At 64.8% G+C, this 22514-nt stretch carries 17 protein-coding genes and 2 pseudogenes; 4 read left to right on the top strand and 15 right to left on the bottom strand.

All coding sequences use genetic code 11. The annotated features are described in order from the left end of the window. The 10 genes from AWB75_RS16470 to AWB75_RS16425 all read right to left on the bottom strand — a co-directional run bounded on the left by AWB75_RS16470 (position 1) and on the right by AWB75_RS16425 (position 10838). Positions 1–1401: a formimidoylglutamate deiminase gene (locus AWB75_RS16470; RefSeq protein WP_061125157.1), complete on the bottom strand. Its 1401-nt coding sequence runs from the start codon at positions 1399–1401 to the stop codon at positions 1–3. Then, positions 1398–2621: an imidazolonepropionase gene (gene hutI / locus AWB75_RS16465; protein ID WP_061125156.1), complete on the bottom strand. Its 1224-nt coding sequence runs from the start codon at positions 2619–2621 to the stop codon at positions 1398–1400. The genes AWB75_RS16470 and hutI overlap by 4 nt, the downstream gene beginning before the upstream one ends. Continuing rightward, a complete protein-coding gene (locus AWB75_RS16460) occupies positions 2618–3202 on the bottom strand; it encodes a HutD/Ves family protein (RefSeq protein ID WP_061125155.1) in 585 nt (194 codons plus the stop codon). The genes hutI and AWB75_RS16460 overlap by 4 nt, the downstream gene beginning before the upstream one ends. After that, positions 3199–4887, bottom strand: a complete 1689-nt coding sequence (hutU, locus tag AWB75_RS16455; RefSeq protein ID WP_061125154.1) for a urocanate hydratase — start codon at positions 4885–4887, stop codon at positions 3199–3201. The genes AWB75_RS16460 and hutU overlap by 4 nt, the downstream gene beginning before the upstream one ends. A gap of 244 nt (positions 4888–5131) precedes the next feature. Continuing rightward, positions 5132–5872 carry a histidine utilization repressor gene (gene hutC / locus AWB75_RS16450; protein ID WP_061125153.1) on the bottom strand — a complete coding sequence of 247 codons (741 nt, stop codon included), beginning with the start codon at positions 5870–5872 and terminating at the stop codon, positions 5132–5134. Between the two features lie 49 nt (positions 5873–5921). After that, complete coding sequence (locus tag AWB75_RS16445) at positions 5922–7550, bottom strand: HAL/PAL/TAL family ammonia-lyase (protein WP_061125152.1); 1629 nt, start codon at positions 7548–7550, stop codon at positions 5922–5924. 31 nt (positions 7551–7581) lie between these two features. Further along, on the bottom strand, positions 7582–8373 hold the full coding sequence (locus AWB75_RS16440; protein ID WP_061125151.1) for an ABC transporter ATP-binding protein: 792 nt from the start codon (positions 8371–8373) through the stop codon (positions 7582–7584). Positions 8374–8403: 30 nt separating this feature from the next. After that, complete coding sequence (locus AWB75_RS16435; RefSeq protein WP_061125150.1) at positions 8404–9147, bottom strand: ABC transporter permease; 744 nt, start codon at positions 9145–9147, stop codon at positions 8404–8406. Between the two features lie 53 nt (positions 9148–9200). Beyond that, positions 9201–9923 (bottom strand): ABC transporter permease, encoded by a 723-nt coding sequence (locus tag AWB75_RS16430; RefSeq protein WP_061125149.1) that lies wholly within the window; start codon positions 9921–9923, stop codon positions 9201–9203. Between the two features lie 66 nt (positions 9924–9989). Next, entirely contained in the window at positions 9990–10838 is an 849-nt protein-coding gene (locus AWB75_RS16425) for a transporter substrate-binding domain-containing protein (RefSeq protein WP_061125148.1), read from the bottom strand. 873 nt (positions 10839–11711) lie between these two features. Here AWB75_RS16425 and AWB75_RS16420 point away from each other — a divergent pair. Next, the gene (locus tag AWB75_RS16420) at positions 11712–12836 is read left to right on the top strand and encodes a YncE family protein (protein WP_061125147.1); all 1125 of its coding nucleotides are present in this window, start codon (positions 11712–11714) and stop codon (positions 12834–12836) included. A gap of 204 nt (positions 12837–13040) precedes the next feature. On the opposite strand, the gene AWB75_RS16415 is transcribed toward AWB75_RS16420, so the two are convergent. The 3 genes and pseudogenes from AWB75_RS16415 to AWB75_RS16410 form a co-directional block, all read right to left on the bottom strand. Further along, positions 13041–13382, bottom strand: coding sequence for a YciI family protein (locus AWB75_RS16415; RefSeq protein WP_061125210.1), 342 nt, complete (start codon positions 13380–13382; stop codon positions 13041–13043). Beyond that, positions 13380–13495, bottom strand: a pseudogene (locus tag AWB75_RS37070) (ribbon-helix-helix domain-containing protein); the annotation flags it as partial. The pseudogene AWB75_RS37070 and the gene AWB75_RS16415, both read right to left, overlap by 3 nt. A gap of 89 nt (positions 13496–13584) precedes the next feature. Beyond that, positions 13585–13950: pseudogene (locus AWB75_RS16410) on the bottom strand (GMC oxidoreductase); the annotation flags it as partial. Between the two features lie 290 nt (positions 13951–14240). Here AWB75_RS16410 and AWB75_RS16405 point away from each other — a divergent pair. The 3 genes from AWB75_RS16405 to AWB75_RS16395 are packed head-to-tail and all read left to right on the top strand — an operon-like array spanning position 14241 to position 19173. Then, positions 14241–15527, top strand: coding sequence for an MFS transporter (locus AWB75_RS16405; RefSeq protein WP_061125145.1), 1287 nt, complete (start codon positions 14241–14243; stop codon positions 15525–15527). Between the two features lie 24 nt (positions 15528–15551). Further along, on the top strand, positions 15552–17966 hold the full coding sequence (locus AWB75_RS16400; protein ID WP_061125144.1) for a glycoside hydrolase family 31 protein: 2415 nt from the start codon (positions 15552–15554) through the stop codon (positions 17964–17966). Positions 17967–17994: 28 nt separating this feature from the next. Then, entirely contained in the window at positions 17995–19173 is a 1179-nt protein-coding gene (locus tag AWB75_RS16395) for a porin (RefSeq protein ID WP_061125143.1), read from the top strand. A 43-nt stretch (positions 19174–19216) separates the two neighbouring features. Here the strand turns inward: AWB75_RS16395 and AWB75_RS16390 are convergent, their stop codons facing one another. Both AWB75_RS16390 and glpK read right to left on the bottom strand, forming a co-directional pair. Further along, positions 19217–20779, bottom strand: coding sequence for a glycerol-3-phosphate dehydrogenase/oxidase (locus tag AWB75_RS16390; protein WP_061125142.1), 1563 nt, complete (start codon positions 20777–20779; stop codon positions 19217–19219). Position 20780: 1 nt separating this feature from the next. Next, positions 20781–22316, bottom strand: a complete 1536-nt coding sequence (gene glpK, locus AWB75_RS16385; RefSeq protein ID WP_061125209.1) for a glycerol kinase GlpK — start codon at positions 22314–22316, stop codon at positions 20781–20783. Positions 22317–22514: the final 198 nt, after the last annotated feature.

Here is a 22514-nt window from a genome sequence, read left to right as displayed (position 1 = left end):
TCAGGAATCGGCCAGCAAGCGCGCGAGTGCCGCGCGATAGTCCGCGTAAAGGCGCGCTTCGTCACGATGACGTCCGTCTTCGACCACGCGCTCGCCACCGGTATAGACATCGCGAATCGGCGATCCGCCATGCTCGCAGAACACGACGGACGACAACCACGTATCGGGCGTCTGTTCCGCGAGATTCGGATGATTGGCATCGAGCACGATCCAGTCGGCGCGTGCGCCGGGTTCGAGCGTGCCGACCGCACGCCCGGTCGCGCGTGCGCCGCCTTGCAGCGCCGCGGAGAAGAGCCGGTCGGCCACGATCGGGCGATGCGGCGCGGCCAGCACGTTGCGCTCGCGTCGCGCGAGGCGCTGGCCATATTCGAGCAGCCGCAGTTCCGAGCGCCAGTCCACGCCGATATGACTGTCCGAGCCGACACCGAACGCACCGTTCGCTTCGAGATAATCGCGCGCGGGAAAAATGCCGTCGCCGAGATTCGCTTCGGTCGTCAGGCACAGGCCGGCCACCGCGCCGCTTTTGGCGAGCGCGGCGGTTTCGTTCGCATCGACGTGCGTCGCGTGCACGAGGCACCAGCGCGCGTTCACGTCGAAGTTATCGAGCAGCCATTGCACGGGCCGCGCGCCTTCGGTTTGCACGCAGGCATCGACTTCGGCCGTCTGCTCGGCGATGTGGATATGCACCGGCGCATCCGCCGACGAAGCATCCAGTCCTTCGAGCAACGCACGCAGCGACGTCTGCGACACCGCGCGCAGCGAATGCGGCGCGACGCCATAACGCATATCGCCGCGTTCGGGATGCGCGCGGCGCAACGCGTCGACGATCCGCAGCAAGCCTTCCGGCGTATTGATGAAACGCCGCTGGTCGTCACGCGGCGCCTGTGCGCCGAAGCCGCTGTACTGATACAGCACTGGCAGCATCGTCATGCCGATGCCCGTCTCGCTCGCCGCCTGCACCACGCGTGCCGCCAGTTCCGCCGGATTGCCGTAACGCTGGCCATCGGGCGCGTGATGCACGTAATGGAACTCGCAGACGGACGTGTAACCCGCCTTCAGCATTTCGACGTAAAGCCAGCGCGCAATCGCGCCGAGATCGTCGGGCGTAATGCGCGCCGCGAAGCGATACATCAGATCGCGCCAGCTCCAGAAGCTGTCGGTTGCGCCGTTTGCAAAAGCGGCGCGATATTCGGTGAGACCCGCCATCGCGCGTTGGAACGCGTGCGAATGCAGGTTCGGCATACCGGGGATGACCGGCCCCGAGGCGCGCGCGACACCGTGCGGCGCGTGCTCGATATCAGGCGTGACGCGTTGCAGCGTGCCGTCGTCAGACCATTCGAGCAGCACGTTGCGACGCCAGCCATCGGGCAAATAAGCGTGTTCGGCAAAAAGTGTATTCATGCGTTCAGTCGACGTTCGAAGACGGTTTCGCCGCCGCGCACGACGCGCGCGCAGAGCGGACGGCCGAACCAGTACGCGAGTTCCGCGAGCGATTGCACGGGCCACACCGCGAAGTCCGCGGGACGTCCGGCCGCGAGCGTGCCGTGACGTTGCTCGTCGCCGAAGGCGCGCGCCGCGTGACGCGTCACGCCTTGCAGCACTTCGGGAACCGTCATGCGGAACAGCGTCGTGGCCATGTTCATCATGAGCAGCAGCGACGTGACCGGCGACGTGCCGGGATTGCTGTCGGTCGAAATGGCGATGGGCACTTCGTAGCGGCGCAACAGTTCGAGCGGCGGAAGCCGCGTCTCGCGGATGAAGTAGTACGCGCCCGGCAACAACACCGCGACGGTTCCGGCCTGCTTCATCGCCGCGACGCCCGCTTCATCGAGAAATTCCAGATGATCCGCCGACAGCCCGCGATAGCGCGCCGCCAGCGCCGCGCCGCCGCTGTTCGACAGTTGTTCAGCGTGCATCTTCACGGCGATGCCGCGCTGCGCCGCCGCCTCGAACACGCGCTCGCTCTGCGCGAGCGTGAAGCCGATGCGCTCGCAGAACACATCGACCGCATCGACGAGGCCTTCGTCGGCGAGCGCGGGCAACATGCGATTGCACACTTCGTCGATATAGTCGTCGGCGCGGCCGGTGAACTCGGGCGGCAACGCGTGCGCGCCGAGAAACGTCGTGCGCACGGTGACGGGATAGCGCTCGCCGAGCGCACGCGCGACGCGCAGCATTTTGCGCTCGGTCGGCAGATCGAGGCCGTAGCCCGATTTGATTTCGATGGCCGTCACGCCGTCCGCGAGCAGCGCTTCGAGGCGCGCGGCGGATTGCGCGAACAGCGACGCTTCGTCGGCCGCACGCGTCGCGCGCACGGTCGAGACGATGCCGCCGCCCTGCCGCGCGATCTCTTCATAGCTCACGCCCGCGAGACGCTGCGCGAACTCGTCGGCGCGCTGGCCGCCATAGACCAGATGCGTGTGGCAGTCGATCAGACCGGGCGTGACCCATGTGCCATGCAAGTCTTCGCGCGGCCATTGCGTGATTTCGTGCGGCACGTGCGCGCGCGCGCCGAGCCAAGCGATCTTGCCGTTCTCGACGGCGATCGCGGCGTCATCTATCGTGCTGCCGGGATCGCCTTCGGGACAAAGATTCAGGTTGTGCCAAAGCGTGCGCTTCATTGCGTTTCCCTCAATGCGATGGCGAGCAACGCGCCGTCCCCTTCCGTCGCGATATGCGCTTTGACGTGGTCGATGCGCAGCGTGTCGCCCTGCTCCAGCGCGACAGGCTCATCGCCGTTCACGCGCACGCGCATCGAGCCTTGCGCGCAGTAAAAGAGCGCCGTGTCCGCTTCGACACGACGCGCTTCGCCCGCGCGCCACACGTCGAGCGCGCCGCGCGCCGCGTCACGGCGCACCATGAGATTGAAGTCGCGCGTCGCGCCGTCGACGAGACGGGCATCGATCGCGGATTCGCCCGCGAAACGCGCGATATCCAGCGGCTGCATCAGCGCATGCGTTTGCGCGCTTTCGTCGAGGATCATGCCCGCGCCGTCGAGCAGCACCAGCGTGCGATCGACGCCGGGAAAGCGCGAGAACGGCCCCGCCTGCGCGACATCGGCCACGCTCACGCGCCACGCGAACGCATCCATCGATGCGCCTTCGGGAAACGCGGCGACTTCGCGCGTGACGCCGCCGCCGTTCTTCCACGGCGACGCCACGAGGTCCGCGCCGCGAATGAGCGTAACGGACGCTGCCATCATCGGCCGAGCATGGGCAGCTTGAGACCGGCTTCGCGCGCGGTCGACTGCGCCAATTCGTAGCCCGCATCGGCATGACGCATGACGCCCGTCGCCGGATCGTTGAAGAGCACGCGGCCAAGACGCTCGTGCGCGGCATCCGTGCCGTCCGCGACGATCACCACGCCCGAATGCTGGCTGAAGCCCATGCCCACGCCGCCGCCGTGATGCAGCGATACCCACGACGCGCCGCCTGCCGTGTTCAGCAGCGCGTTGAGCAGCGGCCAGTCGCTGACGGCGTCGGAGCCGTCCTTCATAGATTCGGTTTCGCGGTTCGGGCTGGCGACGGAGCCGGTGTCCAGATGATCGCGTCCGATGACGACCGGCGCTTTCAGTTCGCCATTCTTCACCATTTCGTTGAACGCCTGCCCCAGACGATAGCGGTCCTTCACGCCGACCCAGCAGATGCGCGCCGGCAAGCCCTGGAACGCGATGCGCTCGCGCGCCATGTCGAGCCAGTTGTGCAGATGCGGATCGTCGGGAATCAGTTCCTTGACCTTGGCATCGGTCTTGTAGATGTCTTCCGGATCGCCCGACAGCGCGACCCAGCGGAACGGCCCCTTGCCTTCGCAGAAGAGCGGACGAATGTACGCCGGCACGAAACCGGGGAAATCGAAGGCGTTCTTCACGCCCATTTCGAGCGCCATCTGACGGATGTTGTTGCCGTAATCGAGCGTGGCCGCGCCGCGTTCCTGCAGCGTGAGCATCGCCTGCACCTGCTTCGCCATCGACTGCTTCGCGGCCGTCACGATGCTTTGCGGGTCCGTCTTCTGCCGTTCGCGCCAGTCTTCGACCGTCCAGCCTTGCGGCAAGTAACCGTGAATCGGGTCGTGCGCGCTCGTCTGGTCGGTGACGCAGTCCGGCGTGATGTTGCGCTCGACCAGTTGCGCGAAGACATCGGCAGCGTTGCCGAGCAAGCCGATCGATACCGGCGTGCCGCTCTTCTTCGCGTCTTCGATCATGGCGAGCGCTTCGTCCAGCGTCTTCGCCTTCTTGTCGACGTAACGCGTCTTCAGACGGAAGTCGATGCGCGACTCATCGCATTCGACGGCGATCATCGAGAAGCCGGCCATCGTCGCGGCCAGCGGCTGCGCGCCGCCCATGCCGCCGAGACCGCCCGTGAGAATCCAGCGGCCCTTCGGATCGCCGTTGAAATGCTGGTTCGCGACCGAGAAGAACGTCTCGTAGGTGCCCTGCACGATGCCCTGGCTGCCGATATAGATCCAGCTTCCCGCCGTCATCTGGCCGTACATCATGAGGCCCTTGCGGTCGAGCTCGTGGAAATGATCCCAGTTCGCCCAGTGCGGCACGAGATTGGAATTGGCGAGCAGCACGCGCGGCGCATCCGCGTGCGTGCGGAACACGCCGACCGGCTTGCCCGACTGGATCAGGAGCGTCTCGTTCTCTTCCAGATCCTTGAGCGACGCCAGAATCTGGTCGAAGCAATCCCAGTTGCGCGCCGCGCGGCCGATGCCGCCATAGACGACGAGCGCGTGCGGATGCTCCGCCACTTCGGGGTCCAGATTATTTTGAATCATCCGGTACGCGGCTTCCGCGATCCAGGTCTTGCAGGTTTTTTCGCTGCCGCGCGGCGCACGGATCGTGCGGGTCGGGTCGAGACGCGGATCGATGTGTTTGGGATGATTCATATGCTTCGCTCAAGGTGGATTTGTCGACGAAGACCCGCGATGCGCGATCGCGTTCATCGCGGGCAGTGAAAACAGTTTAGCCACGTCAAGTTGTATATACAAGAGGAAATGTCGAATTGTCTCAGCAGGGTATACGCTGACGGCATGTGCGAATTACGGCGCGCACGAACGAAAACGCGGGTAATCGGAAACGATTACCCGCGTATGTGATAACGGTAAGTTGTCTAGTCAGGTCAGACGAACCCTACATCTTCCCGACCAGATGGAATCGCGACGACGGATGCCACAACTGCACTGATGTCGCCACGCCGTCGCCAACCCACGTGCGGCGCGACACCAGCAGACACGGCTCGCCGATTTCCATCTCGAGCTGCTTGCGGATGGTCGCATTGGGCTTCTGCGCGTCGATGCGAAACTCCGCGCGCTGGATCGGCGCGAGCCGCACCATGTAGTGATTCGGCGTTTCGGTTGTGAAGTCCTGCTGCAGGTAGTCGGGAAAGAGATGCGGATTGGTGTACCGATCCTCGTACTGGATCGGCGTGCCTTCCTCGCAGTGCACGATGCACGAATGGAACACCGGCCCTGCGGTGAGATCGAGCGATGCGATCGCTTCCGCGTCTTCGGACGTTTCGAGCCTGAGCACCCGCGCGGAATGTCGATGCCCGCGCGCGGCGATTTCATCGGCGATATTGCGCACTTCGAGTATCGTCGATTCGTAATGGCGCGGCGCGACGAACGTGCCCGAACCCTGCACGCGCGTCAGCACGCGCTCGGCCGTGAGTTCGCGCAGCGCGCGCGACGCGGTCATGCGCGAGACGCCGAATTCCTTCACCAGTTCCGTTTCCGATGGAATCGTGTCGCCGGGCTTCCATGTGCCATCGGTAATGCGGTCGACGACATAGCGCTTGATCTGCTCATAGGCCGGCAGCATTCTGCGGTTCTCGACCGTGCCCGATCCTCGTGTGGCGTCCGCGTCCGTCTTCATTGTTCTGTCCATGTATGGGAGCCGCACGTGCACGCGATGACTCGCCGCCTTATCGCCCGTGCGCTTCCGGCAGCATGGCGAGCGCATCGTTGGCGGATTCCGCGCACCGCTGCGCCGTGACCGTCGCGGGCGCGGCGGCGGACGACTGCGGATCGTCCGCGCCGCCCGTGCTCGTCGACGGTCCCGGCAGCGGCGGTGGAACGCCATCCGCGATCATGCGAAATGCGAACGTCATGTCGTTTGCGAGCGGCCGGTCGTCGCGATAGATCGGCAGCACGTCGCGCACCTTCGCGCGCAAGGAATCAGTATAGGGTGCGCGCGCGAGCTGCGTCGGCTGAAGATCGTAGGCCTGCGTCGCGGCGAGCAATTCGATGCCGAGAATGCGCGCCGAGTTCTCGATGATTTCGAGCGCCTTCAGCGCGGCGGGCGTCGCGTGACACAGGTGATCTTCCTGCAATCCCGAGGTCACGCCGCCGTCCAGGCTCGCGGGCGCGGCGATGCGCCGGTTCTGCGCCACCAGTGAGGCGGCCGTGTACTGCGCGATCATGAAGCCGGAGCGCGTGCCGCCGATTTCCGCGAGAAACGCGGGCAGTCCGCTGACGAGCGGATTCACGAGGCGGTCGAGCCGGCGTTCGGCCAGCGCCGACACCTGCGCCATGGTGACGGCGATGCCGTCCATCGCGAGCGCCATCGATGCGCCGACAGCGTGCGCCTGCGAAAACACGCGCGGCGCTTCGGGCGTGCCCGCGACGATCGGATTGTCGGTGATCGAAGCCAGTTCGCGATCGACGACCTCGGCGGTCATCTTCAGCGCATCGCGCGCCGCGCCGTGCACGTGGGGAATCGTGCGCAGGCTGAGCGGGTCCTGCGTGCGCCGCCCGATCGATTCGTTGAGGATGCCGCTGTCCGAAAGCGCCGCGCGAAGCCGCGCGCCGACCAGCGCCAGCCCTTCGGAGCGCCGGAAGGCGAGCGATTGCGGATCGAGCGCATCGAGCTGGCCGCCGAGATTCTCGAAGCTCATCGCCGACACCACATCGGCCCAGTCGAGAAAGCGCTGCGCCCGCGCCATCGCCAGCGCGGCGAGGCCGGTCACGCACGGCGTGCCGTTGACGAGGCTCAGGCCTTCCTTCGCCTCGAGCGTCATCGGTTCGAGGCCGAGCCGCCGCAGCGCCTCGTCGCCCGTCATGCGTTCGCCGCCCGCGCGCACGTGGCCCGCGCCCACGCACACCAGCGCGATATGCGCCATGTGACTCAGATAGCCGACCGAGCCGAACGCCGGCACTTCCGGCAAATAGTCCGCGTTGAGCAGCGCGAGCAGCGTGCGCACCACTTCGAGCCGCACGCCGGAATGGCCGTGCGCGAAGTTGTTGATGGCGGCGGCGATGATCGCGCGGGTCTCTTCACGTCCGAGCGGCGCGCCGACGCCGACCGCATGGCTCATCAGGATGTTGTGCGACAGATCGCGCTGCTCCGCCTGCGACACGACGACATCGCAGAGCGCGCCTACGCCCGTATTGACGCCGTACGCCCGGATGCCGCGCGTGACGATTTCGTGGACGAGCCTGCGCGCCGCCGCGATGCGCGCCTCGGCTTCGGGAGAAAGTTCGAGGGAAGCGCCGGCGGCGATGGCGGCGATTTCACGCCATTCGAGCGGCTGGGCGGAGCGGATAACGATCATGACGATCCTTCGATGAAACGTCTTGCAAAGTTCAGTGCGTGCTGCGGTCCTGATGACTCGACACGAATTGCCGGAAGCGCTCGGACTTCTGCTCGCCGAATACTTCGGCCGGCGTGCCGTCGAGCTCGACGCGTCCTTCGTGCAGGAACATGACGCGGTTCGACACGTGCCGTGCAAAGCCCATTTCGTGCGTGACGACGAGCATCGTGCGGCCGTCGTCCGCGAGCGAGCGCATGACGCGCAGCACTTCGCCGACGAGTTCGGGATCGAGCGCCGAGGTCGGCTCGTCGAACAACATGACTTTCGGATCCATCGCGAGCGCGCGCGCGATCGCCACGCGCTGCTGCTGTCCGCCCGACAGATGCGCCGGATAGTGCTTCCGCTTTTCGGCGAGGCCGACTTTCGCGAGCAGCGCTTCGGCCTGCTCCACCGCTTCGGCCCGGCTCTTTTTCAACACGCGGATCGGACCTTCGATCACGTTCTCCAGCACCGTCATGTGCGACCACAGATTGAAGCTCTGGAACACCATGCCGAACTGCGAGCGCACGCGGTCCACTTGCTTGCGGTCGGCGGGCTGAAGGCGTCCGTCGTTGCGGCGCTTCATCCTCAGTTCTTCGCCGGCGAGCGACACGGAGCCATCGTCGGGCATTTCCAGCAGGTTCAGGCAGCGCAGAAACGTGCTCTTGCCCGAGCCGCTCGCGCCGAGGATGGAAATGACATCGCCTTCATGGGCATCGAGCGAAATGCCCTTCAGCACCTGATGCTCGCCGAACGACTTCTTGATGCCTTTGACCGACAGCGCGACGGGCGAAACAGTACTCATGCTTTCTTCTCCAAAAACAGCGGCGGGTTCTCAGGATGCGACGCGCGTCCGAACCGGCGCGGACGATGCCACGGCGGGCGTCGGCGGCGGGCGCAGATGGCCGGACAGCCTGCGCTCCACGAATCCGAGCACGCGGACGATCGCGAAATTGAGCAGCAGATAGATGAGCGCGGCGCACATGAAGACTTCCGTCGTGCGATACGTCTGGTGGATGATTTCCTGCGCGACGCCCGTGACTTCCCACACGGTGACGAGGCTTGCGAGCGCGGTGGACTTCACGAGCAGCACTGCTTCCGTCGAATACGCAGGCAGGCAAAGCCGCAGCGCGATCGGCCCGATCACGCGGCGCAGCAGCGCGAAACCGGAGAGGCCGATCGAATAGCCCGCTTCGATCTGGCCGTGCGGAATCGCCAAGAGACCGCCGCGAATGATCTCGGCCGTATAACCCGCCGTGCACAACGCGAGCGACAGCACCGCGCACACATACGGCTCGCGCAGCACGGGCCACAGGAAGCTGTGACGGATCACCCCGAACTGGCCGAGCCCGTAGTAGACGAGAAACATCTGAATGAGCAGCGGCGAGCCGCGAAACACGAAGATGTAGAAGCGCCCGAAGTTTCGCGGCAGCCAGTGCGGCGAAACGCGCATCGCGACGATCACGAGCGACAGCAGGCCGCCCAGCACCAGCGAGGCGAAAAACAGTGCGAGTGTGGTCGGCACCGCGGCCAGCAACTGGCGCATGGTGTCGAGCATGAAGTTGATATCGACGGGCATGAGAAGTCTCCGCTGGCGGCGTCAGTCGTTCGGTTGCTCGGTGGTTCGGTGGCTCAGTTGCGCGCGAAGCTGCGCCGGAACGAGCGCGCGACCGATGCCTCGGCGCGGCCGAAAATGCGTCCTGAAATGCTGGTCATCACGAGATAGAGCAATCCGCCTGCGATGAAGAACGCGAAGTACTGATGCGTCGATCCGGCGGCGATCTGACTCGTGCGCATGAGTTCGGCGAGGCCCGTGACCGAGATCAGCGCCGAGTCCTTGAGACTCATCTGCCAGACGTTGCCGAGACCCGGCAGCGCATACCGGATGACCTGGGGAATCAGGATGCGGCGCGCCATCATGTGCACCGGCATGCCGATCGCGCGTGCCGCTTCGAGTTCGCCGCGCGCCACCGCGAGCACCGCCGCGCGGTAGACCTCCGCCTGATACGACCCGGAGATCATGCCCACCGCGACCGCGCCGATCAGGAAAGGCGGAACGCTGACGAAGCCGTCCGCGCCGAACCACTTGCCGATTGTCGACACGAAACTGGAGCCGCCGAAATAGAACAGATAGATGACGAGCAGTTCCGGCACGCCGCGAAACACGGTCGTATAAAGATCGCCAATTGCGCGCAGGGTGCGGAACTTCGACAGCTTCGCCGCAGCGACGAGACCGCCGAAGATGGCGCCTGTGAAGAGTGCGGCGATCGTCAGGACGACGGTCAGCAAGGCGCCGAGCAGCAGGGCGGAGCCCCATCCGTCGGGGCCGAATCCGAACATCTGGAAAAGCGACATGACTTGCTCCTGGCCGCCTGACGGCGGCTTGCGGTGCCTTTGAGGCGAGTTGCGTGCTCTTGGCGCTTACGGCGCGACGTTCGTCTTGAACCACTTCTCGGACAAGGTCTTCACCGTGCCGTCGGCGAGCGCGGAGGCAAGTGCTGCGTCGAACTTCGCTTTGAGATCGCCGTCTTGCTTGCGGAAGGCGAGGCCTTCGCCCGGACCCCAGATCGGCCCGCCGATCTTCGGACCGGCGATGGAAATCGACTTGTCCGCCGAACCCGACGTGAAGTAGGTCAGATCGTCGAACGACGCGTCGATGCGGCCATTGGCCAGATCGAGATCGCGCTCCTGCGCCGTCTTGTACGCGCGGATCGTGGCGATGTCCTTGAAGTTATCCTGAATGAACTTCGTGTAGACGGTGCCCGACTGGATGCCGATGGTCTTGCCCTTCAACTGCTTGCGAAGCCCGTCGACGACGGCTTTATCGTTCTTCGCATCGCCGGTGAGCCTGACGGCCGGCGCACCGGGCGAGGATTTCGGCAGGATGGCGTCGTCGGACACGGCGAAGGTCGCGGGCGTCGAAGCATACGGACGCGAGAACGCGATGATCTTCTCGCGCTCGGGGGTGATCGAAATCACGTCCATGAGGACATCGAATTTACCGGCCTGAAGGCCCGGAATCATGCCGTCCCAATCCTGCGCGACGAGATTGCACTTGAGTTGCGCGCGCGTGCAAAGCGTGGCCATGAGCTCCGGTTCGAAGCCGCCCAGCTTGCCGCCGGGCAAGGTCTGATTCCACGGGGCGTACGCGCCTTCGGTCGCGATCGTCACCGATTGCCAGTCCTTCGCCTGGGCCGAGGTCGCCGCGATGGCGACCACTCCGGCGAGCATGCCGAGGCGCAACTTTGCAGAAAACTGTTTCGCGTTCATTTCCACGTCCTTTCGTCAAATGAGCTGTCGTCGTCACGATCTTGTATAGACAAGTTTGCATGACGTCAAAAAAAGACGCAAGGAGATGATGGGTGAATCAGGGGAATTACCTAGAAACCTTCTGAATGGCGTGCTCTATGTGGAATCCGCGGTCGGATGACGAGCATGGATGCGTGCGCGGGACGGGCTGGCTTCTGTGGAACGATGCGCTGATGTATAGGCAAGCGGGCAGTTGGTGGCGGACCCGGCCTGGAGGGAAATGGTGACGCTGTCCGGCGCACAAGCATTCGCGCCGCGATGGAAAGCCGGTCTATGTCTTTGCCGACGTTGGAGTTGGTCGCGTTCGACCTCGGCAACCTGGCGTCGAACCACGTCGCATGGATTCGTGACCTGATTTCCTTCGCATAACCAATTTAATTGCACAGTTATAGCTATCCGCCGGTCGCATCTTAGGCTGTCTAACCTTATAGCAAGCTTAAGAAGATGAATAGCTTTAAAAGCCCACCGGGTCCGGTCTCGGTGTTTTTACCAAGGCTACCTTTGGCGGGTGCCGGACAGCGACTTCCTTTTGAGAAAACTGACTTTCGAATCTCCAACCGTTGATTTACAACGCGATGCGCGTGCTTCTCGCTGCAACTGGAATGAAGACGCAAGCCTGTCGCGATTTCGCATCGCGCGGGGACGAGACATGAGGCCTTCGAGAGGCTCCCAAGATTACTGAAACAGGACCGCGCCAGCGTCGCGCATCTTTCAGTCGTCGTACGTTCATCAACGGTTCTATATGGGAACCATCAATTTATTTGTTGTGCATTGTGAAAGATGCTTGCGCATGCTTACGCCGTGAGTTCTGGTCAACCAAAGGGGAGTCGTTTCATGAGAATGCCTGTGCTCGCGTTACTGCTTGTTGCCACTGTCGTCGCCGGATGTGGCGGGAATGACAATTCCGGTCCCGCTTCATCGAGTCCGAATCTGATTACCAATATCGCCATTCCCAATGCGTCGAGCCCGCCGTTCAGTTTCGATATCGGCTACGCGGAAGCGGGCCGCTACTATCTTGCCGATCGCAACAACAAGGCCGTCGATGTCGTCGATACCAAATCGAACGCGCTGCTCGCTCAGATCACCGGCTCGTTCGCCGGCGTCGGCGCAACGACAGATGTTTCCGGTCCCGATGGCATCGTGGGCATCACCGGCACCAATACGCTTTACGTGGGCGATGTCGATTCCGTCAAGGTCGTCGATACCAATGCGCTGAAGACGATCAAGACGATTGCAATCAGCAATTCGGGCTCACGCGTCGATGAAGGCTGCTACGACCCGGACGATCATCTCGTGATGTTCGCAAGCCCCGGCGAGACGCCGCCGTATGTCACGATCCTCTCGACCACGACGCAAGCCGTCGTGTCGAAGCTCGTCTTCAACGGATCGTCGGGACTCGAAGCATGCACCTATGATTCGACCACGAAAAACTTCTATATCAATAACGATGGCACCACCGCGAACCCCGACGGCGAACTCGACGTCATCGCGGCGAGCTCGGTGAGTTCCGGCACGCTCAAGATCAGCAAGGCGTTCCCGCTTGGCAAGTGCTCGCCAACCGGCCTCGCGCTCGGGCCGAACAGCGACATTCTCGTGGGATGCGATCCTTCGGCCGGCAATCCGCTCATTACGCTGATTCTCGATCGCAACACCGGCGCTCAACTGGCATCGGTGCCTTTCGGCGGCGTCGATCAGTTGACTTACGATTCCGCCTCGAACCGATACTTCCTGCCCGCGCGGCACTATGTATCGAGCGGCACCGCGGCGGCGTCGGGATTCAGTCCGCAAATGGCCGTGATCGACGGCACGACGAGGCAGTTGCTCTACAAGGTCGCGATAGGAGCGGGGGCGCACTCCGTGGCCGTGGACGGCGCGCTCGGTCAGGTGTACGTGCCCTTCCAGCCCGGCTCTTCGACTCAGTTTGCGAACGGCGGCATCTCGGTCTTTACGACGAAGTAAGCGCCTCGAAGAAACGGAGCGAAGGTGAATGCGCCGGAGAGCGATCGGACTTCGGCGCATCTTCACTGGAGGACATCTCAGGACTTTCGATGGCTGCGCAGAACATCGGCCTGCCCGAACTGGAGCGCGCGGGCGATTGACGCCGCCGCGCCGGTCATGCCGATTGCACCGCCTCCTCGCTCGATTGAGCTGCGACCTCGCCGGTCAGCTCTCCGGGTCGTACCCGAACTCGCGAAGTTCCTGCGAACAGCGGCAGGCCTTGGCGATCTTCGCGGCCCATTGGACGGCGGCTTCGCGCGACGGCAGTTCCAGAACACAGAAGCCGCCGTCGAACTCCCTGGTCTGCGGGTAGGTCTCGTTCGTGATGGTGCCGTCGGCGGCGACCATCAGCGGCGCGACGTCCGCGTTGATACCCCCGCCGAACACATAGACGCCCGTATTCTTCGCCTCGCGTATGACCGCGCGCGCCGCTTCGCCGACCGCAGCCATGTCGTCGTCGGATATGTCCATCGCCGATGCGGGGAAGGAGATAAGGTACTTCGTCATCGCGTCCCAAAAGAGATTTTCGAGCCGGACCGTGGTGATCACGCCATGAATCGCAACGAGCGCGTGCGCGATTCATAAAGGATCGGATCGGCGTTGATGTACACCCGACACATAACGGTAGCCTCCGGCGAAGCGGCCGCCATGCTCGCGCACGACGGCCAACGAAACAAACTACTCCCCCGCGCATCCACCGGCAATCGCGTCAAACCCTGCGCTGCTTCATCTGACTGGCGATGTGGTCCGCCTGGCGAATGGCGAGCGTGACGATCGTGAGCGTCGGGTTCTCGGCGGCGCACGTGGTGAACTGACTTCCATCGGAGATGAAGAGGTTCGCCACTTCGTGCGTCTGGCCGTGCGGATTGGAGACGCCGTCGCTGGCCTTCGCGCTCATGCGCGCGGTGCCGAGATTGTGCGTCGACGGATACGGCGGCACGATGTACGTCGTCTTCGCGCCCGCCGCCTCGTACACGGCGCTGCCCTGCTTGAACGCGTGCTCGCGCATCGCTTCGTCGTTCGGATGATCGTCGAAATGGACGTTCGGCACCGGCAAGCCGTACTGATCCTTCACGTATCGGCGGTGTTCGGGCGCACCGTCAACGGCGTATCGTCAGGCGCGACGACGTGCTCGACGACATCACGCTCTACTTCCATCGGTGCAATTGCCAGATGCGCGAAAACGAACAAAAGGAGCGCGCAACGAAACTATTTGTCGCAACCAGGACGCAAATCGACGCTCAGTAGTACGATAAATAGCCGTTCCCGATCATCGAATGTTCGAATTCGATCATTGGCATCCGGTCACAAAGCGCACGAGACGCCCGCCGCTCGTCGCCCAAAAAGAACAACGGAGACTCGAACTTGAAAACAGTCATCGGCTTGCGCTGGTGGATCATCGCGCTCGTCTGCGTCGGCACCATCGTCAACTACCTCTCGCGCAACGCGCTCGGCGTCATGGCCTCGGAGCTGAAGACGCTTCTGAACATGAGCACGCAGCAATACTCCTACGTCGTGGCCGCTTTCCAGGTCGGCTACACGGTCATGCAGCCGGTGTGCGGACTGATCATCGACGTGATCGGACTACGGCTCGGCTTTGCGCTGTTCGCCTGCCTCTGGTCGGCCACGGGCATGCTGCACGGTCTCGCGACCGGCTGGATGTCGCTCGCCGCGCTGCGCGGTCTCATGGGCCTGTCCGAAGCCGTCGCCATTCCGGCGGGCATGAAAGTGGTCGCCGAATGGTTCCCGAACCGCGAGAAATCGGTTGCGGTCGGCTACTTCAACGCGGGCACATCGCTCGGTTCGCTGTTCGCGCCGCCGCTCGTCGTATTCCTTTCGCTGCGTTATGGCTGGCAAAGCGCGTTCGCCGTCACCGGCGCGATGGGCTTCGTCTGGGCGGCGTTCTGGTACTGGCTGTATCGCTCGCCAGCGCAGCATCCGCGCATCGGCGACGAGGAACGCCGCGCAATCATCGACGGACAAACGCCCGTTTCCGCACAAGGGCAAGGCAAGCGCCGCATCCGCGAAGTGCTCAGCACGCGCCGCTTCTGGGCGATCGCACAGGCCCGCTTCTTCGCCGAGCCCGCGTGGCAGACCTTCAGTTTCTGGATTCCGCTCTATCTCGTGAGCGAGCGTCACATGGATCTCAAGCAGATCGCGATGTTCGCATGGCTGCCGTTTCTCGCCGCCGACCTGGGCGGTCTCTTCGGCGGCTATCTGTCGCCGTTCCTGATGAAGCGTCTGCGCATGCCGCTGGTGTGGTCGCGCATCGCGGGCGTCGTGCTCGGCGCGTTCATGATGATCGGACCGGCGTGCATCGGGCTCGTCGCGTCGCCTTACGAGGCCATCGCGCTCTTTTGCGTCGGCGGTTTCGCGCATCAGATGATCTCCGCGCTCGTCAACACGCTCGCCGCCGATGTCTTCGAGCCCGGCGAGGTCGGCACCGCCGCGGGCTTCGCCGGAATGGCCGCGTGGATCGGCGGACTGGGCTTTTCGCTGGTCGTCGGCGCGCTGGCGGACTCCATCGGTTATTCGCCGCTCTTCGTCGCGCTCGGCGCGTTCGATCTGATCGGCGCGGCGCTGCTCGTCATTCTGATGCGCGGCATCAGCGTCGACGCGACGCCGCGCGCGCCGTCCGCGCACGCCGCCTGAGACTGAATCATCCGGGACCCCATCATGGCCAACTTGAAGCAACGTCCGCTGTTTCGCGTCTCGCAGACCGAGGCGCACCCCATCACGCTCACTTCGGCCGAGGGATGCCGAATGGAGATCTTCGCTCTCGCCCACGACATCATCCGCGTGCTCGTGCTGCCGCACGGCGAACTGCGCGGACCGCGCACCTGGGCGATCGCGCCCGGCGAGGAAGACGTGCCGACCGAAGGGCGCGAGCGCCGCGACATGAGCGGCTTCGAACCCGGCCCTGCGCGCGTTCTGAGCGATGCGCACAAAGTGATGATCGAAACGCCCATGATCCGGCTGACGGTCACGCTCGACGGCGGCTTCTGCGCGTGGGACATCAGGCGCGGTGAAATCTGGCATCGCGTGATGAACGACCGCAAGACGCAGGCGTACAACTTCGGCTGGTGGGACGAGCGCGTGTATCACTACATCGAGCGCAAGCCGGGAGAACTGTATGTCGGGCTGGGCGAACGCGCGGGCTCGCTGGATCGCGCGAACCAGAGCTACGAAATGCGCAATGTCGATGCAATGGGCTACAGCGCGCGCACGACGGACCCGCTCTACAAGCACATTCCGTTCTACGTGACGTGGCAGCCGGAAACGTCGACGGGCTTCGGTCTCTTCTACGACACGCTCGCCGACTGCCGCTTCGACATGGGCCGCGAGCTCGACAATTACCACGGGCAGTATCGCCACTTCGTCGCGGAGCATGGCGATCTCGATTATTACTTCATCGCGTCGCCCGACACGCCGCTTCATGCCGTGCGCCGCTTCACGTGGCTCACGGGCCGCCCCGCGTGGATGCCCAAATGGGGCCTCGGCTACTCCGGCTCGACGATGAGCTACACCGACGCACCCGACGCCCAAAAGCGCATGGGCGAATTCATCGAGCGATGCCGCGAGCACGACATCCTGTGCGACTCGTTCCATCTGTCGTCGGGCTATACGTCGATCGGCGGCAAGCGCTATGTGTTCAACTGGAATCGCGACAAGTTTCCGGATATCGACGGCTTCGTCGCGGACTATATGCGCGAAGGCGTGCGGCTCGTGCCGAACGTCAAGCCTTGCCTGCTGCACGATCATCCGGCGTTCGCAGCGGTCAGCCAGGCGCGGCTCCTGATCGAAACGCGCGGCGGCGAGCCCGCCTGGGTGCAGTTCTGGGACGAAGTCGGCGCCTATCTCGATTTCACGAATCCCGCGACGATCGACTGGTGGAAGGCGCGCGTGAAAGACAGCCTGCTGCGTCATGGCATCGCCGCGACGTGGAACGACAACAACGAGTTCGAGATCTGGAGCCCGGACGCCATCGCGCGTGGCTTCGGCACGCCGTTCCCGGCGCGCGAGGCCAAGGTATTGCACACGCAACTGATGATGCGCGCCTCGCGCGATGCGCAACGCGAACATGCGCCTCGCGCGCGGCCGTTTCTCGTGTCGCGCTCGGGCGGCGTCGGCATGCAGCGCTACGTGCAGACGTGGTCCGGCGACAACATCACGTCGTGGGAAACGCTGCGCTTCAATCTGAAGATGGGACTCGGTCTCGCGATGTCGGGGGTATCGAACAGCGGCCACGACATCGGCGGCTTCGCGGGGCCCGCGCCCGGCCCCGAATTGCTGGCGCGCTGGGTGGCGTTCGGCATCTTCCTGCCGCGCTTTTCCATCCACTCGTGGAACGACGACGGCACCGTCAACGAACCGTGGATGTATCCGGAGATCACGGGCGTCATCGCCGGACTCATCAAGCTGCGTTACCGGCTGATTCCGTATCTCTACGAGTTGCTGTGGCAATCGCATCGCGACTATGAACCCGTGTCGCGGCCGATGTTCGCCGAGTTCCCCGACGATCCGCGCTGCCTCGCCGACGGCGACGACATGATGCTCGGCGCCGCGCTGCTCGTCGCGCCCGTCGTGGAGCTAGGACAGAGCGGGCGCGAAGTCTATCTGCCGATGGGCGCGCGCTGGGCCGATTACTGGAGCGGCGAAGTCTTCGACGGCGCGCGGACGGTGAGCTTGCCCGCGCCGCCCGAGCGCCCCGTCATGCTCATACGCGAAGGTCACGTGATCGCGCTGAACATCGCGGAGCAGCACTTCGCGCGTCCCGCCGATGAACGCGCGTTCGTCGCGCTGCCTTGCGCGGGCGTGGGTGTCGCGAAAGGCGCATGCGTCGAGGACGACGGCGAGAGCGAGGCGTGGCGCGATGGCGCGCAAGGGCGCTGGCGCGTCGTCATCGAGAGCGATGAAAGGCAGTTGCGCATCGCGGTCGAGCGACACGGGCAGATGCCGCGCGTGCAAGACGACGTGCGGATCAGCGTGCCCGCATCGGATACGCGCGGCGTCGCCGCCGCAACCGGCGAACTGATCGGCGATCACACCGCCGATGGATGGCGTCATCTCACGCTGCGCCTCGCTCGCTGAGACCTGCATCAACGGAACGGAAAGAACAATGAAGTCTTCGAATCGCGCTCTGACGCGCGCGTCCTTGTCTCTCGCGGCCGCGGCGTTCTGCGGCACGGCGGCGGCGCAAAGCAGCGTCACGCTATACGGTGTCGTCGATAACGCGTTCGCCTATGTCAACAATCAGCGCGGGCACAGCAACGTCTACATGAGCCAGGGCAATTTGCAGGCGAGCAAGTTCGGCCTGCTCGGCGCGGAAGATCTTGGCGGTGGCACCAAGGCGATCTTCCGGCTCGAAAGCGGCTTCAACTCGCTGACGGGCGCGCAAAGCAGTCCGGGCCTGATCTTCAATCGGCAAGCTTATATGGGCTTGAGCAACGATCGCTACGGCACGCTGACGCTCGGCCGCCAGTACACGCCCTACTTCAGCATGGTCGGCGCGCTCGGCCCCACGGGCGTGCTGACCGGCGCGACCGGCGCGCATCCCGGCGATGTCGATGCGCTCGACACGACACTGCGCTTCAACAACTCGGTGACGTACGCATCGCCGGTCATCGCCGGTCTGGCGTTCAGCGCGCAATACGGTCTCGGCGGCGTGCCGGGCAGCATCGCGAGCGGCAGCAATTTCAGCGCGGCGCTGCGCTACGACTACAAGCCCGTATCGGTCGCGGCGGGCTACGTGAAGCTGAAGGACATCGCGACAAGTTCCGCGCTGGGCACGTTCGCAATCAACTCGCCAGTCAACAACGGCTATGCGAGCGCGAAGAGCGCGCAGCTCGTCGCCGCGGCCGCACGCTATCAGTACAACGATCTGATGATCGGCCTGAACTACGCCAACGTGCAATATGCGCCGGGTTCTGGTTCGCTCTTCACCGACGAAGCCGTGTTCAACAACTACGGTGCGATCGCGTCATACCGGTTCACGCCTGCGGTGAACGTGGCGGCGGGCTACAGCTACACGCGCGCGAGCAAGTCGAACGGGATTTCCGATCCCGCGCAATATCACCAGATTTCGCTCGAAGAAACCTACGGTCTTTCGGCGCGCACCACGTTCTATGCGCTGCAGGCGTATCAGCGGGCGCGCGGCAAATCGCTCGTCGCGTTGAGCGGCATGAACGCGACGGTGATCGCCAATGCGGTCGCCGTCGTCGGCGATTCGCAGAACGGGACGCCGTCGTCGGGGCAATCGCAGTTCGTGGCGATGGTGGGCATTCGCCACGCGTTTTGATTTCCGATGCTTCCGGCAAAGCGCTTTCACGCTTCGCCGCTTTCTACTTCAACATCCAGCTTCGCGCGAATGCATCGAAACGCGCGAGTTCATCGGCTTGCCACTGCGCGGGCCGCCCCAGTTCCTCCGCCACGATCCGCGCAACGTCCGGCGCGGCATCGCGCGCCGCGGCGGCATCGAGAAACAGTGCGCGATTGCGTCGCGCGAGTACATCTTCCACCGAGCGCGCCAGCTCCGCGCGCACCGCGAAACGCGTCTGCGCCTCGGTCAGCCCGCTCGCCTGCACGAGGATCGTGTCCGCGCCCGGCAACGCTGCGATGAACTCCGCGTCGGCGCCGTAACATCCGCCCTGCTGCGCGGTCGCGCCGTGCAGCGGCAAGGACGCCGTGCGGCATGGCGCGGCGGGCAACAGACCCTGCGTGACCGCAAGATCCATCACCTGCTGCGCCATCAGGCGATACGTCGTCCACTTGCCGCCCGTCACGGTGATCATGCCGGTCCCGTTCGTTTCAATCGTGTGCTCGCGCGAAAGCGCCGCCGTCGATGCGCCCGCATCGCCTTTCACGAGCGGACGCAGGCCCGCCCAGACGCTCAGGACATCGTCCCGCGTGGGCTTCATCGACAGATAATCGCCGGCCGTCGCGAGAATGAAGTCGATGTCCTCGTCGCTCGCGTGCGGATCGAGCGGCAGATCGCGACGCGGCGTGTCCGTCGTGCCGACGATGGTATGGCCATGCCACGGCACGACGAACAATACGCGGCCGTCTTTCGTGCGCGGCACGAGAATCGCCTCGCGGCTTTGCAGGAAGCGGCCGGGCAAGGTCAGGTGCACGCCCTGACTCGGCGCCACGATCGGACGTGCGCCGGGGTCGGCCATGGCGCGGATCGAATCGACCCACACGCCCGTCGCGTTGACGAGGCAGCGCGCGCCGACCGTGAGCACATCGCCCGTTTCGACGTCTTCCACCCTCAGCCGATGATGTCCCGCGCCGCGATCGAACTGCACGCCGCGCACGGCCGCATTGTTCAATGCGATGCCGCCGAGATCGAAAAGCGTGCGCATCAGCGTGATGGCGAGACGCGCGTCGTCGAACTGGCCATCGTAGTAGAGCGTGCCGCCGCGCAGCGCGCGTCCGGACAGGTGTTGCGCCAGCATCGGCGACTTCGCGCGCGTTTCGGCGAGGCCGAGGCTGCGGCTCGCGGCGAGGTTGAGCGACCCCGCGAGCCAGTCGTAAATCTTGAGCCCCGCGCCGTACATGAGCTTGTCGCCCATCCGGTACGCGGGAACGATGAAGCCCAGCGCGTGAACCAGATGCGGCGCGTTGCGCGCGAGCAGGCCGCGCTCGCGCAGCGCTTCGCGGACCAGCGGAACATTGCCCTGCGCGAGATAGCGCACGCCGCCGTGCACGAGCTTCGTCGCCTTGCTGGACGTGCCTTTGGCGAAATCGCGCGCTTCCAGCAACAAGGTCCGATAGCCGCGCGACGCCGCATCGACCGCCGTGCCGAGGCCGCTCGCGCCGCCACCGATCACGACGACGTCGAAGACCGGCGTGCGGTCGAGTTCGCGCAACAGCGAGGCGCGGTCAGGGGGAGTCGTCACTTGCATGTCAGACCGCCGCGCACGTTGTCTGCCCGGCGGGAACGTCCCACGCGCGGGCGCGCTCGATCGCGCGATGCCAGCGCTCGATGTGCGCGCCGCGCTCGTCGCCGGACATCGACGGTTCGAAGCGGCGCGCGGCGCGCGCGTTATCGCCGATTTCGCCGATTTCGCCGACGCCCGACCAGAAGCCCGCGCCGAGGCCGGCCAGCTGAGCGGCGCCGAGCGCGGTCGTTTCGGTGACGGCCGGACGCACCACGGGCCGGTTCAGCAGATCGGCCTGAATCTGCATCAGCAGGTCGCTTTGCGACGCGCCACCGTCCGCGCGCAGTTCGCTCACCGCGATGCCCGCATCGGCTTCCATCGCGTCGAGCACATCGACGGTCTGAAGCGCGATCGCTTCGAGCGCCGCGCGCGCAATATGCGCGCGTCCCGTGCCGCGCGTCATGCCGAGCAGCGTGCCGCGCGCGTACGGGTCCCAGTACGGCGCGCCCAGTCCCGCGAACGCCGGCGCCAGCACGACCCCCTCGCTCGACGCGCATTGCGCGGCCAGCGCCTCGATCTGCGCCGCGCTTTCGATGATGCCGAGCCCATCGCGCAGCCACTGGATGATCGCGCCGCCCATGAACACCGCGCCTTCCAGTGCGTACGTGAGGCGGCCGTCGAGCTGCCAGCCGATGGTGGTCAGCAGACGATGCGTCGACACGACCGGCTGCGCGCCCGTGTTCATCAGCATGAAAAGGCCGGTGCCGTAGGTGTTCTTCGCGAGCCCCGGTTCGATGCAGCCCTGGCCGAACGTCGCGGCCTGCTGATCGCCGGCGACGCCCGTCACCGGAATCGCCGCGCCGAACAGCGCGGGGTCGGTATGCGCGATCAATCCGCTCGAAGGCGCGACTTCGGGCAGCACGGCGCGCGGGATATCGAAGAGCGCGAGCAACTCGTCGTCCCATGCGCACGCGCGGATGTCGAAGAGCGCCGTGCGCGCCGCGTTCGATGCGTCCGTCACGTGGCGGCGGCCGCCGCTCAGGTTCCACACGAGCCAGCTGTCGACGGTGCCGAACGCGAGCTCGCCGTTGCGCGCCCGCGCGCGCAGGCCCGGCTGGCTGTCGAGCAGCCACGCCAGTTTCGTCGCGGAAAAGTACGGATCGATGCAGAGGCCGGTCTTGCGCTGGATGAGCGCCTGCCCGCCGCATTCGATCAGCCTCGCGCAGTGCGCCGCCGTGCGCCGGTCCTGCCAGACGATCGCGGGGCCGATCGGCGCGCCGGTGCGCCGGTCCCATAGCAGTGTGGTTTCGCGCTGGTTCGCGATGCCGATGGCCGCGATATCCGACGCGCCCGCGTTCGCGACGCGCATGACCTCGTGCGCGACGGCCAGTTGCGACCGCCAGATATCGTGCGGGTCATGCTCGACCCAGCCGGGCCGCGGGAAATGCTGCGCGAACTCGCGCTGCGCCCGGGCGACCACGCGGCCCGCGTGGTCGAAGAGAATGGCGCGTGAACTGGTGGTGCCCTGATCGAGGGCGAGAATGAAACGTTGCTGGCGCATGCCGCGGCTCCGTACGGCGGGTTTTTCGATTTTGTTCGCAAACGAATTCGTTGATTCGTTTGCGGTCATCCTAACACCCGGCGAACGGCCGGGATAGGCGCGTGAAAACACTACGACACGGGTCTTTCGACGCAAAATCGCGGCCGGCGGACGTTTCGTCGTACACTCATCGAATTCGAAATTTTCATTTTTTTGCGA

Source organism: Caballeronia catudaia (assembly GCF_001544755.2).
GTDB lineage: Bacteria > Pseudomonadota > Gammaproteobacteria > Burkholderiales > Burkholderiaceae > Caballeronia > Caballeronia catudaia.
This window is presented reverse-complemented; position numbering and strand designations above follow the sequence as displayed.

Excerpts from the sequence above, each read along its gene's own strand:
- AWB75_RS16395 (WP_061125143.1), top strand. The coding sequence starts at position 17,995 with ATGAAGTCTTCGAATCGCGCTCTGACGCGCGCGTCCTTGTCTCTCGCG.
- hutU (WP_061125154.1), bottom strand. The coding sequence starts at position 4,887 with ATGAATCATCCCAAACACATCGATCCGCGTCTCGACCCGACCCGCACG.
- AWB75_RS16420 (WP_061125147.1), top strand. The coding sequence starts at position 11,712 with ATGAGAATGCCTGTGCTCGCGTTACTGCTTGTTGCCACTGTCGTCGCC.
- AWB75_RS16460 (WP_061125155.1), bottom strand. The coding sequence starts at position 3,202 with ATGATGGCAGCGTCCGTTACGCTCATTCGCGGCGCGGACCTCGTGGCG.
- hutC (WP_061125153.1), bottom strand. The coding sequence starts at position 5,872 with ATGAAGACGGACGCGGACGCCACACGAGGATCGGGCACGGTCGAGAAC.
- glpK (WP_061125209.1), bottom strand. The coding sequence starts at position 22,316 with ATGCGCCAGCAACGTTTCATTCTCGCCCTCGATCAGGGCACCACCAGT.
- AWB75_RS16415 (WP_061125210.1), bottom strand. The coding sequence starts at position 13,382 with ATGACGAAGTACCTTATCTCCTTCCCCGCATCGGCGATGGACATATCC.
- AWB75_RS16430 (WP_061125149.1), bottom strand. The coding sequence starts at position 9,923 with ATGTCGCTTTTCCAGATGTTCGGATTCGGCCCCGACGGATGGGGCTCC.
- AWB75_RS16435 (WP_061125150.1), bottom strand. The coding sequence starts at position 9,147 with ATGCCCGTCGATATCAACTTCATGCTCGACACCATGCGCCAGTTGCTG.
- AWB75_RS16390 (WP_061125142.1), bottom strand. The coding sequence starts at position 20,779 with ATGCAAGTGACGACTCCCCCTGACCGCGCCTCGCTGTTGCGCGAACTC.
- AWB75_RS16445 (WP_061125152.1), bottom strand. The coding sequence starts at position 7,550 with ATGATCGTTATCCGCTCCGCCCAGCCGCTCGAATGGCGTGAAATCGCC.
- hutI (WP_061125156.1), bottom strand. The coding sequence starts at position 2,621 with ATGAAGCGCACGCTTTGGCACAACCTGAATCTTTGTCCCGAAGGCGAT.
- AWB75_RS16400 (WP_061125144.1), top strand. The coding sequence starts at position 15,552 with ATGGCCAACTTGAAGCAACGTCCGCTGTTTCGCGTCTCGCAGACCGAG.
- AWB75_RS16425 (WP_061125148.1), bottom strand. The coding sequence starts at position 10,838 with ATGAACGCGAAACAGTTTTCTGCAAAGTTGCGCCTCGGCATGCTCGCC.
- AWB75_RS16440 (WP_061125151.1), bottom strand. The coding sequence starts at position 8,373 with ATGAGTACTGTTTCGCCCGTCGCGCTGTCGGTCAAAGGCATCAAGAAG.
- AWB75_RS16470 (WP_061125157.1), bottom strand. The coding sequence starts at position 1,401 with ATGAATACACTTTTTGCCGAACACGCTTATTTGCCCGATGGCTGGCGT.